The organism is Cysteiniphilum halobium, from assembly GCF_003574425.1.
Taxonomy (GTDB): Bacteria; Pseudomonadota; Gammaproteobacteria; order Francisellales; family Francisellaceae; genus Caedibacter; species Caedibacter halobius.
Genome location: NZ_QLIU01000030.1, coordinates 87,711 through 99,346 on the forward strand (window position 1 = coordinate 87,711; position 11,636 = coordinate 99,346).

The window sequence follows — 11,636 nt, forward strand, 5'->3', positions numbered from 1 at the left end:
AAATTAGCAAGGATTTGCGTTCACCTTATTCCCCTTTTCTGATAGAATCGCCAGCAGTTTTTCTTTAAAATAAACGACTTAAACATTAAAGGAATTTAATTATGTCACAATGTATTAATATTACTGACGGTGAATTTGAATCAGCAGTTATCAACAGCAATCAGCCTGTTTTAGTTGATTTTTGGGCACCATGGTGTGGACCTTGCAAGATGATTGCGCCGATTTTAGATCAAGTATCTGAACATTACGGTGATAAACTAAAAATCGTTAAGATCAACGTTGATGATAATCAGGATACGCCGGCTAAGTTTGGTGTGCGCGGCATTCCAACGCTCATGGTTTTCAAAGATGGCGAAAATGTTGAAACCAAAGTCGGTGCAGTACAAAAATCACAATTGATTCAAATCCTTGATAAACATATTTAACCTTAAAAATAAATATTTCGTTCAACCCGAAGGGGTTCCCCTTCTTCAACATTCGTGAGAATTTTCAATGAATTTAACCGACTTAAAAAACCGATCTATCCCTGAATTAATGGAACTTTCGCGCTCACTTGGCCTTGAAGCCACGGGACGTGCACGTAAGCAAGAGATCATTTTTAATATTCTAAAAGAGCATGCTGATAAAGGCGAAGATATCTATGGTGAAGGCGTGCTTGAAGTGCTACAAGATGGCTATGGCTTCTTACGTTCATCTGATACATCATACTTTGCTTCTCCTGATGATATCTATGTTTCACCGACCTTTATCCGCAAATTAAATTTGCGTACTGGGGATAGCATCATCGGTAAAATTCGCCCACCCAAAGATAACGAACGTTACTTTGCAGTAAAGCATATTGATAGCGTGAACTTTGACTCGCCTGAACTTGCTCGTACTAAGGTGCTATTTGAAAACCTAACGCCTGAATATGCCAAAGAGCGCTTATCCATGGAATTAGGTAATGGTTCAAGCGAAGATATCACTGCCCGAATTATTGATTTGGCTGCTCCTTTTGGTAAAGGACAACGTGGATTGATCGTGGCCCCTCCTAAAACGGGTAAAACCATTATGATGCAAAATATCGCCTCATCAATTGCTAAAAAATACCCTGAGTGTTATCTGATTGTTCTCTTAATTGATGAGCGTCCTGAGGAAGTGACTGAAATGCAACGCTCCGTACGTGGTGAAGTAGTTGCCAGTACTTTTGATGAACCGGCAGCACGTCACGTACAATTGGCTGAAATTGTCATTGAAAAAGCAAAACGTTTGGTTGAACATAAGCAAGATGTTGTGATCCTCCTAGACTCTATTACCCGTCTAGCACGTGCCTATAATACTGTTTCTCCTGCCTCAGGACGCGTACTATCTGGTGGTGTTGAGGCTAATGCTTTACAAAAACCGAAGCGTTTCTTTGGTGCGGCACGTAATACCGCTGAAGGTGGTAGTTTAACGATTATTGCAACAGCTCTTGTTGAAACAGGCTCTAAAATGGATGAGGTAATCTTTGAAGAATTTAAAGGTACTGGGAACATGGAACTTCACTTGGATCGTAAGATTTCTGAAAAACGTGTCTACCCTGCGATTAGCTTTGCACGCTCTGGTACGCGTCGTGAGGAGCTATTAACCACACAAGAGGAACTACAAAAACTTTGGATATTGCGTAAGATTTTACATGAAATGGAAGACACGCAGGCAATGGAGTTCTTAACCGAGCGTTTAAAGAAAACACAAACTAATGAAGAATTCTTCAATATTATGAAGCGTGGTTAGCCTTAAGCCAAAAAATATCATTCTATATCGTTCAGATAACCTAGCAAGTGGCGTGCTTTTGCCGTAAACTGCAGTAAGTTTTCACTTAGCTTGTGACATGATGAACCTACTTACAAACCTCAATCAATATCAGCATAAACGCGGTATTGAGCGTGAGACATTACGCATATTACGCTCAGGAAAAGCAGCGATATCAGATCACCCTGTTGCCCTTGGCTCGAAGCTGACCAATAGCAATATCACTGTTGATTTTTCAGAAGGCTTGCTTGAACTGATCACTGAGCCATACAACTCTATTGATAAGACATTAACGCGCTTAGAGCATATTCTTGCCTTTAGCACACAAAATCTGCCAGAGAATGAGCTTGTTTTAGCAACGAGTATGCCACTGACAACAACAGAAGAAGAAATTAGAATTGCTGATTTTGGCACGTCTAATTCAGGCAAGATGAAAGAAGTCTATCGTCGAGGCCTTGCCAAACGCTATGGTAGAATTATGCAAGCGATTTCCGGAGTGCATTATAATTTTTCATATGATACTCAATTGATGAATGCCCTTATGCAAACGCGCAAAATGACAAGTAACGCGCTATATTTTTCCGCGATTAACCATTACTTTGAGTTTATGTGGCTAATCCCCTATTTATTTGGTGCTTCCCCCATTTGTGCCAAAACATCTGTTCGGCAGAAACCTGATTATTTAACATCATTTGATGATGAGTTCTATATTGCAGAATATGCTACTAGTCTTAGAATGAGTAATTTAGGTTATCAAAGTACAGCACAAGAGAATTTATTTATTTCCTATGATAACTTACAAAGTTATGTCTATGACTTAGTCAATGCCACCAATACCCCTTATCCTGCATTTAATAGTTTGGGCTTATTTAGTCATAATGGCTTGCGTCAACAGCTCAATGGTAGCATCTTACAAATTGAAAATGAGTATTACAGTAGCATCCGACCTAAACAGATTGCCAAGCGTGGTGAACGTCCTGCTTGCGCGTTGCTTAATCGTGGTGTTGCTTATCTTGAAGTTCGTGTACTTGATGTCAATCCCTTGTCACCACTTGGAATAGATAAAGAGACAGCATATTTTATTGAAGCCTTATTAATGACTTGTTTAATATTACCGACTAAACGCTATTCACAAAATGATATTGCACGCAACAAGTTAAACTTTTCACACGTTGTGACACAAGGCCGTAATCCGAAGTTGCAATTAATTAATAGCCAAAACAAACCACAATTATTACAAAATTTAGGTATAGAACTTCTTAAGAACATTGCCCACACGGCAAAAAATATGGGTGAAGAATATGAACAAGCCGTAAATAAACAACTCAAAAAATTAACTGACCCAACGCAAACACTTTCAGGTCAGTTTATAAATATGATTAAAGATGACTATCTGGATAAGGTGCTTAACCTATCAGCATCAAATACTGAATATTTGCAAAAATTCATATTAGATGACAAAGAACAAAGGGAGTTTACGCATGAAGCAGAAGCTTCACTTGCTGCACAATCAAAGCTTGAACAAAGTGATTGTTGTGACCTTAATACTTATATTGATCACTATTATCTCTCTGCAGACTGCTCCCAAGTAGCCAAGTAATCGTGGCATTAATTATTATAGTCATTCTAATAAATACCCATACATCTTTAACCTATATTAACAAGAGGTCATCAAGGTCGCGGTTGATCGGTTATATACTGGAATCACTATACCTCTCCCCTTGAGGGAGAGGTCGTGCAGCTTATGCTTTGCGGGTGAGGGGATAGTTAAAACGCAACTTATTTATACATTATTAAGTAAATTAAGTAAGTACAATGATTTTTTGATTATTTTCAGATCGATGAATAATATCAGCTTTAACCTGAAATGCCGTATAAATATGCGCTGGTGTTAATACCTTTTCTGTTTGGTCAAAGCTCAACATCTGCCCATTTTTCAACAGCAAGCTTTGATGATAAAACCCAAGCGCAATATTTAAATCATGGCCAATTACCAACACTGCCAAATCATATTGTTGCACCAACTCACTTACGATCTGTAACGTCTGACGCTGATAATAGACATCCATGTGCGCACTATACTCATCTAACAGCAAATATCCTTGATAGCTATCATCATGTTGATTTAATTGCAGTAATGCGCGCGCTAATTGCACACGTTGGCGTTCACCACCTGATAATTGTTGGTATTTTTTCTGGCTAAAATGATCGGCCTTTAGCAGTGATAAAGCGCTTAAGGCTTTTTGATATTCCTTTTGTGAAAAATTACCTTTGCAATAAGACAGTGCACCTAATAACACATAATCAATTACGCTAATATCCGTATAAATTTCCTCATGCTGTGTAACATAAGCCATTTGCATGCTTTTGATGATTGGGCAGATCGTTTTTATATCCTTTTCATCTAATCTAACCTGCCCACTATAATGCAAATGCTCTCCTGAAATCACTTTCATTAATGTTGATTTACCTGCCCCATTAGCACCTAGAATACCAGTTATTTGCCCTTTTCTAACCGTCATTGAAACATTATTAAGCAAAGTTTTTTGTGATAACTGTAAACTAATACTCTCAAGATTTAACATCTTAGACACCACGTTGCAACTTTTGACTAAACAATAAATAAACAAAATAAGGTGCACCAATTAATGCTGTCATTAAACCTATTGGTAATTCAGCAGGTGACAACACCACTCTTGCAACAACATCAGCAACAGTCAGTAATAACCCGCCAAAGATACATGAGAAAAACAATAAATGACGATGCTCATTGCCTATGAGAAAACGTATGATATGTGGCACAACCAATCCAATAAAAGCAACAGGACCAGCAACCGCGGTACTGGCGCCAACAAGTAACGCAATGGCAATAATGCTTTTTAATTTTTGGCGATGAATATTAACACCAAGCATCCGCGCATACTGCTCACCTGCAATCATCGCATTCAGATATTTTGCGGTATTGATCAATAATACAAATGCTATGACAATGCATGGTAATAGAAACAGTACCTGGCCCCAGGTGATATTAGCAAAACTGCCCATACTCCAAAAAGTAATACTTCTTAAAATACTGTCGTTAGATAGATACGTCATCACACCAATCAACGCACCACACAATGCATTAATCGCGACTCCTGCTAACACCAAAATACCTAAATTACTGCGCCCCTTGGTAATCGATAATAAATAAGTCAAAAAGGTGATCACTAAGCTTCCAATAAATGCACTTATACCTAATCCCCAAGTCATTAAAAAACTCGTTTGTACTAGGCTTGTACTTAATAGCAAAAACAAAATAGCAAAGAGTGACGCGCCACTGGTCATACCCAACAGTGCTGGATCTGCTAAAGGATTACGAAAAAGCCCCTGCATCACAACACCAGCAACACCAAGTGCGCTACCAACAACAACAGTTGCAATCAAACGCGGCAGCCTTAATTCCAATGCCACTTTTTGCATAAAGCTGCCGTCAATAAATAATTGTGAGAACTGTAAATTCAATGCACCAAACAAAAGTGATAACAAACAAGCAGCGATCAACAAAACAATAAATACACAAAACCAAAAACAATACTTCTGTCGTTGTAAGGTAAATAAGGATTTAGCAGTTATATTATGTATTTGCATTTTTGTTCTCTTTTCTTAGCTATAAACCTTACACTATGTAAGCGTTGGCTGAGCATAAGTCGAAGTCTTTTTTAGATTACCCTTCGACTTCGCTCAGGGTATGATCAGCACTATTTAGCGAGTGTCTATTTCATTTTTTTATAAATAAACCTTCTGCGCTAACATTAATTCAGTTTGTCCAAACTCAGCACCAAAATTATCAATGCGTGATGCATCAATCGTCACAATTTTAGTTTGGTATTTTTCATGCAGATAGTTTAGAACTTCAGGATAAGGCTTGGCCATGTTTGCCGAAGCCTGTGCAATAACAATCACTTGAGGCTTTAAACTCATCAAGCCTTCTTTTGACAATGGGCGCATACCACTAAACGACAAAATATTGTGTGCTTTAATTAACTGTAACCAACGGCCTGATTGCGTATCCTTGCCAAGCATATAAGCACCACTGGCAGCAATTTGTAACAGCATAAGCACTTGTTTTGGTTTACCATTACTACTGCTAGAGTATGCATTTATAATCTTATTGGTTTGTTTAGTTTGCTCTTGAAGCTTATTGATTAATCGTTGTCCCTCTTTTTGCTTATTTAGCTTATTGGCAATCTCTTGAATATTTTTTTCAACATCATTTAAGCTTTTTACTTCAGTCAATAGTAACGTTTGCACATTAAATGCTTTTAAACGTGTTAACACAGACAAAGGTGAAATAGAAGCATCCGCAATCACAATATTTGGCTTAACACTTAATAAGCTTTCAATCGTCAATGCACGCATATAACCAACATCTTTCATTTTTTTTGAGTTTTTTACTTCTTTGATTTCTTTTGTTTTATTACCTTGTCTTTTTTCTAATAACTTCACACTTTCGCTGTCGCTTGCCATCACATTAACACCTAGCGCACTAACAATTGAGCTTGAGCTTGGCCCAAGTGTGACCACCGTCTGTGCAATAGATATCGTCATATACCCCATTAAAATCGCTATTAAGATGATGTACATAATAATTTTACGCACTTTTTTGCTCCTGTAAGTTAAATGAAACAATTTTTATAACGGTTGCCGATACTGGCGTTTTACCACTTTGTGCGGGCTTAAAGTGCAACTTCTTAAACCAGATGATCGCCGCTTGATCTAACACACTAAAGCCGCTAGATTGAATGATTTGCACATTAGCAACTTGCCCTTTGGCATCAATAACCGCCTTGATTTTGACCTTTCCTTCTTCATTATTTTTAATCGCAGTGTTAGGATAATTTAATTTAGGTGGTATAAAGCTTAACTTTGGCGCTTGTGTGATCTTGGTGACTGCTTGATGTTTTTTAATATTTTGTTTTAGTATTTCTTTTGTTTTTTTTATTTCTTTAACTTCTTGTACTTTTTTCACTTCTTTTGTCTGGGGCTTTACGATATCCTTGTGCACTTTAACTGCCTTAGAAACCTCTTGCGGTTTTTTCTCTATAGCAACATTAGCTGTTTTTAAAGGTTTGGCAACAGGTGTAGTACTTGCAGTCGTTGTTGTTTCTGTTAACTGTAAAGCCTGCATTAAAGACTCGACCGTCTGCACTTTTAAATCCGTTTGCCCCAAATGCCACGTTGTTTTTGATGTACTGTTTAATGTTGCCCAAATTGAAAAATTAATCGCAATAGACCCCGTAATGGCAATGGCAATTTTGAACACTCTAAGCAACATTAAATCTCACCTAAAAACGATAGTTAAGCTGTAAATAAATGCTTCTACCCATAGCTGGTACTAAAATACTGCCATCATAATTCTGATAATATTGATCAAACAAATTATCAACACCAGCACTTATAGCAAAGCCTTTGATAAAATTAGGTTGCCATTGATAAGCCAGACTCAAAAGTGCGTAACCTGGAACCTTTGGCGTATTATTTGGCACATGATTTTGTGCAAGCGCATAATTAAATCTGGTTTGTACCGTACTATCAATAGCTCTAATCGGCACAGCTAATGCAACCATCCCTTTGGCTCTAGGGATAGGTAAGGCGCTACCTGCAGGAATGGTATTGCCATTTTCATTACGATATGCCGATTTTGTTTTTCCACGCGTATAGGTAAAGTTCGTCATCACTTCAAACCAATGGTTTTGGTACTCAGCAGAGACGTTATAACCGTATAACTGCGCTTTGGAAATATTAATATTTTGGTTTACTGCAGTATAAAATGGCGGTCCATCATTTCCTATATTACTATTTAAAATGAAATCATCTACATCATTTAAGAAAATATTCCCTGCAACACGCATTTTTTGTTTATATGCCAAACCTTGCGTATAAACAAAACCTATTGTTTTATTATGCCCTCTTTCAGGTCTAAGACTTGGGTTTGGAATAAATCGTAAGAATACATAACCCGAGTTGGGATGCACGCCACCTAAGTACAGATCCTGTAATGATGGAATGCGATAACCTTCGGTATAACCTACATAAACTTTTAATGGATCAACCACCTTATAGCTAATACTTGCCTGTTTGGTAAAGAACGTGTCATTATTATGCATATTGCCACTTGTACTTCGATAACCATTAAAGCGCCCACCAATAGTTACATTTAGTTTTGGGATAATATCCCAGCTGTCTTGTAAAAATGCACTATACAACTGTTGGTTTGCTGTAGGGAAATTGGAACTTGTTTTGCTGCTATAACCATCATAACCATTGATATAGCTATACTCAGCACCATAATATAGGCGTTGCTTATAAACGGTAGTGACATTCGATAACTGCATACCTGTAGTGTTGACATGTACATCTTGTGGTAAAGCAAAGCCGCCGCCATTAGTTGTTGGCGATGAACCTAAATGATTCTCGTTGTAATATAGCTTTGCTTTGACATCAACATAAGGATTATCTGGGTTAAGATGATAATCCAACATGCTTTGTGTTTGGAAGAAATTAAAATTTGAGCTTGGATTCGTTGAAGAAGTTTCTTTATTTACCGTTGCTGGATAAAGACCAACATTCTGCATCGACAAAAATGATGCTTTTAAAGTTTGTGCTGTTGAAATATTCCAAACGGTTTTAAGCAAATATTCTAAATTATTACTTGTAGAGTCTGGTAAAGTTTGTCCATTACCTAAGCGGACATTATTACTACGTCCACCAAGCACATCAATCAAATAGCTAACATCGGCAGTTTTAAAAGCAACCGCAGCATTGGCATCACCACTATAATCGCCTGTTGCCCCACCTAATCCAACTTGTCCGCCGACGATTTTATCTTTACCTAAGAAGTCACTAGGATCTAGCGTTTCAAAATTAACAGCACCACCAAGATTTCCATTACCATAGGCAATATTGCTGCCGGATTGACTTGCTGTGACCTTTTTATACAGAGCTGAGCTTAATAATTGACGCGAGTGATTATGTCCAAATGATGCTAAATTGTTATTAATACCATCAATACCGACAAAAACACGATCATCAGACAAACCACCCATGCTAATATCTTGTGCCGTTGGACGATTACCACCAATCATTTGCACACCTGCCATTGCATTGAGTTGCATAGCGGTTGATTGTGTTAGATTAGCACCATCACTGCTTTGCACCGAAACATTAGGTAAGGCACTACCCGTTTCGGGTGCCACATTGATCTGATTATCTTTACTTTGTTTTTTTGGCGTACTTGGTAAGGCTTTCTTAACAGCAACTACCTGAATTTCACCCAAATCCACTGCTTTAGTATTTGCTGATTCCTCACTGGCATACATCGCCTGATTCACACTTGTTAATACAAGCACACTTAATAATTTTGCCTTCATTGAAAACACCCTCTCCAAAGTTGTTAATCATGTCTGAACTTTCATCTGAAAGCATTCACTGCACCCTGAGCGTAAGTCAAAGGGAGCTATTTAAAACATCACACTTACTAAAGGCTTCAACTTACGCTCAGCCAACGCACATCATAATAAGTAACAAATGAATAATAAGCGAAGTACCCCTCACCCGCATAGCTTATGCTACGCGACCCCTCCCGCAAGAGGAGAGGTAAAAAATAGTGCAACTTATTTTTTATTCATTACTAACGATTAACTTGTATATTTGCCGCAGTTAACCCCGTTTCTTTTAGCACAGCAAACACCTGTAACATCGTTTGCAACGGAATATTTTTATCTGCTGCTAAGGTAATTTGTGACATTGATTTTGTATCTTCTTGTGATAATAAATAGCTTTTAAGCGCACCTAGGCTATCAAAATGTTCGCCATTGATTATATAATTATCTTTTTTTACATAAAGTGTTGTCTGTACTGCCTTGCTTTGGGTAACACTAGCACCCTTAACATCAGGCAAGGGTAATTTAAGCAAATGCTGAATGGGGCCAGCCAACAGTACAAACATAATTAAAAGCACCAACATAAAGTCTAGTAGTGGAATTAAGTTTGGTTCATCCACCTTTAAACTATTATGCTCATGATGATTTAAACTACTAATCATAATACAGCCTGTGTGCGCAAATTCACCCTATTGGCTTTTTCATTTATTTCTCTCATCTCAGCGATTTCTTTTTGCTCTTTCTTACGCGCTTTTTGTCGATCTAAGCTTAGCATCAACTGATTTAATGTATCTTCAGCATTGGCTAAATAGCGTTCGCTAAACTGACGAAAACAATAAAATGCCAACAAGCTAACCAAAGCCAATATGATACCAAATGCTGTTGCATACATTGCCTCAGATAAGTACATAATCATATTCTGCAGTCCATTACCACTTAATGACTCTGCTAATGCGGCAAATGAATGACTCATACTCCAAATCGTACCCAACAGTCCTAGCATCGGTGAGGCAACGGCAAATAAATTAAGCCATATCAAAGGCCGTTGCATACGCTGGCGTTGTTTGCGCATTAACAAGCAGACTTCACTCTCAGCAATTTCTTTAGGCTCAAGCACTAATGGTGAGATATATTTTAATAAGGGCTTAGTCAATGTGTTTAATCTTACATTAAGCGTTTTCTTATCATCACGATTAATCGCATGAATTAGACACTCCACCTTGCCTAAATGAAACTTTGGTAAGCTAATAAAAGTAATTACTCGCTCTATACAAATGGCAACAATCAGAAAGCTCACCGCCAACATTGCATAGCTGACTAAACCAAATTGACTAAAAAAATGCCCCATAATACCTAAACTGCCTTTTCCATTAATGCTTCTTCATTACTGGCAATTTGCTGTCTTGCTTTTTTCGACATTGCCGCAAGTACAGCTCTTAACATCGAAAGATTTGTCACATCATGATCAAATGGAATGTAGTAGTTTTTATATTTATGTTGCAACCACATCCCTTCCTGATCAAAATAAACCATTTCAAGTGTACTGTCTTTTGCTAATGTAATACCAGCGCATTGACAATAAAGTGCTAATGCATCTTTATGGTCTTCATTCATGTGCTTTATAGCACCATTGATTTCTTCATCTTTAAATGCTTGCTCAATGCAGAAACTTTCTTTATTTACCCAGTTAATATCACCAAATCCACCGATAAAGCGTACTTTCTCAATCTGTAATTTATAAAAATGAAAGTCGTGCATTGTATCCTGATAGTCTTTTGACTCTGGAAAAAAACGTGTGTAAATACTTGCAGCCTTTTCTTCATCTGCCAAACGATTTAATCGCCCTAAAATTGTTACGCGCCCAGCCTGTTGAATATCTTCTTTTTCATCTTCAACAATCGTTAATGATACTTTGTCATCTTTAGCAATATTACGTGTATGCTGCGCAAGTTTACTGATATAAACAAGTATCGCACCATCTGTGTCAAACGCATATGCCACCAATGATCCAAAAGGATAACCAGGCATTGCCACAGATTGTGTTGCCAATACGCCATACGATTTTTGCTTGGTTAATTGTCTTGCTCTTAGTGCCGTGTTAATTTGATTCGTTTCCATTATCAACCCCCATTAAGTTAATGATAATTATTGTCATTTGCAACAATAAAGGTAATGATAACTACTATCAAATATAAGTCAATGATAAAAAAGCAAATTTTTTATATACCCCTCACAAATTATTTTGTGGTGTTTAATGTCGAAGGAGTTTTTGATAATTGTTGGACAATTGGATTGCAGGTAATAGCTGCCCTCAACAGAGTCTTTGGGCGCTTATTTACTAAAACAATGAAACTATTCATTGTTTCTTAACGCATTCGCTATTAGCAAAATCCAATTACCTAATGGCAAAAATACTAAAATGATCTCTGTACACGAAGAAAA

Annotated in this window: 11 protein-coding genes; 3 read left to right on the forward strand and 8 right to left on the reverse strand. The window is 37.5% G+C overall.

Annotation, left to right across the window (positions count from 1 at the left end; translation table 11 throughout):
• Positions 1-101 precede the first annotated feature (101 nt).
• The 3 genes from trxA (at position 102) to gshA (ending at position 3,370) form a co-directional block, all read left to right on the forward strand.
• Positions 102-425: a thioredoxin gene (gene trxA, locus DNK85_RS07025; protein ID WP_119328871.1), complete on the forward strand. Its 324-nt coding sequence runs from the start codon at positions 102-104 to the stop codon at positions 423-425.
• Between the two features lie 67 nt (positions 426-492).
• On the forward strand, positions 493-1,752 hold the full coding sequence (gene rho, locus DNK85_RS07030; protein ID WP_119328872.1) for a transcription termination factor Rho: 1,260 nt from the start codon (positions 493-495) through the stop codon (positions 1,750-1,752).
• 97 nt (positions 1,753-1,849) lie between these two features.
• Positions 1,850-3,370: a glutamate--cysteine ligase gene (gene gshA, locus DNK85_RS07035; RefSeq protein WP_235842403.1), complete on the forward strand. Its 1,521-nt coding sequence runs from the start codon at positions 1,850-1,852 to the stop codon at positions 3,368-3,370.
• Positions 3,371-3,572: 202 nt separating this feature from the next.
• Here the strand turns inward: gshA and DNK85_RS07040 are convergent, their stop codons facing one another.
• The 8 genes from DNK85_RS07040 to DNK85_RS07075 all read right to left on the reverse strand — a co-directional run bounded on the left by DNK85_RS07040 (position 3,573) and on the right by DNK85_RS07075 (position 11,312).
• Positions 3,573-4,355: an ABC transporter ATP-binding protein gene (locus DNK85_RS07040; protein ID WP_119328874.1), complete on the reverse strand. Its 783-nt coding sequence runs from the start codon at positions 4,353-4,355 to the stop codon at positions 3,573-3,575.
• 1 nt (position 4,356) lies between these two features.
• Positions 4,357-5,400: a FecCD family ABC transporter permease gene (locus DNK85_RS07045; RefSeq protein WP_119328875.1), complete on the reverse strand. Its 1,044-nt coding sequence runs from the start codon at positions 5,398-5,400 to the stop codon at positions 4,357-4,359.
• A gap of 138 nt (positions 5,401-5,538) precedes the next feature.
• On the reverse strand, positions 5,539-6,411 hold the full coding sequence (locus tag DNK85_RS07050) for an ABC transporter substrate-binding protein (protein ID WP_119328876.1): 873 nt from the start codon (positions 6,409-6,411) through the stop codon (positions 5,539-5,541).
• Entirely contained in the window at positions 6,404-7,087 is a 684-nt protein-coding gene (locus DNK85_RS07055) for an energy transducer TonB (RefSeq protein WP_119328877.1), read from the reverse strand. The genes DNK85_RS07050 and DNK85_RS07055 overlap by 8 nt, the downstream gene beginning before the upstream one ends.
• A gap of 10 nt (positions 7,088-7,097) precedes the next feature.
• Positions 7,098-9,182, reverse strand: a complete 2,085-nt coding sequence (locus tag DNK85_RS07060; protein ID WP_119328878.1) for a TonB-dependent receptor domain-containing protein — start codon at positions 9,180-9,182, stop codon at positions 7,098-7,100.
• A gap of 260 nt (positions 9,183-9,442) precedes the next feature.
• Positions 9,443-9,856, reverse strand: coding sequence for an ExbD/TolR family protein (locus DNK85_RS07065; protein ID WP_119328879.1), 414 nt, complete (start codon positions 9,854-9,856; stop codon positions 9,443-9,445).
• Positions 9,853-10,542, reverse strand: a complete 690-nt coding sequence (locus DNK85_RS07070) for a MotA/TolQ/ExbB proton channel family protein (protein WP_119328880.1) — start codon at positions 10,540-10,542, stop codon at positions 9,853-9,855. The genes DNK85_RS07065 and DNK85_RS07070 overlap by 4 nt, the downstream gene beginning before the upstream one ends.
• Before the next feature lie 5 nt (positions 10,543-10,547).
• A complete protein-coding gene (locus tag DNK85_RS07075; RefSeq protein WP_119328881.1) occupies positions 10,548-11,312 on the reverse strand; it encodes a HugZ family pyridoxamine 5'-phosphate oxidase in 765 nt (254 codons plus the stop codon).
• Positions 11,313-11,636 lie beyond the last annotated feature (324 nt).

Excerpts from the sequence above, each read along its gene's own strand:
- trxA (WP_119328871.1), top strand. The coding sequence starts at position 102 with ATGTCACAATGTATTAATATTACTGACGGTGAATTTGAATCAGCAGTT.
- rho (WP_119328872.1), top strand. The coding sequence starts at position 493 with ATGAATTTAACCGACTTAAAAAACCGATCTATCCCTGAATTAATGGAA.
- gshA (WP_235842403.1), top strand. The coding sequence starts at position 1,850 with ATGATGAACCTACTTACAAACCTCAATCAATATCAGCATAAACGCGGT.
- DNK85_RS07040 (WP_119328874.1), bottom strand. The coding sequence starts at position 4,355 with ATGTTAAATCTTGAGAGTATTAGTTTACAGTTATCACAAAAAACTTTG.
- DNK85_RS07045 (WP_119328875.1), bottom strand. The coding sequence starts at position 5,400 with ATGCAAATACATAATATAACTGCTAAATCCTTATTTACCTTACAACGA.
- DNK85_RS07055 (WP_119328877.1), bottom strand. The coding sequence starts at position 7,087 with ATGTTGCTTAGAGTGTTCAAAATTGCCATTGCCATTACGGGGTCTATT.
- DNK85_RS07060 (WP_119328878.1), bottom strand. The coding sequence starts at position 9,182 with ATGAAGGCAAAATTATTAAGTGTGCTTGTATTAACAAGTGTGAATCAG.
- DNK85_RS07065 (WP_119328879.1), bottom strand. The coding sequence starts at position 9,856 with ATGATTAGTAGTTTAAATCATCATGAGCATAATAGTTTAAAGGTGGAT.
- DNK85_RS07070 (WP_119328880.1), bottom strand. The coding sequence starts at position 10,542 with ATGGGGCATTTTTTTAGTCAATTTGGTTTAGTCAGCTATGCAATGTTG.
- DNK85_RS07075 (WP_119328881.1), bottom strand. The coding sequence starts at position 11,312 with ATGGAAACGAATCAAATTAACACGGCACTAAGAGCAAGACAATTAACC.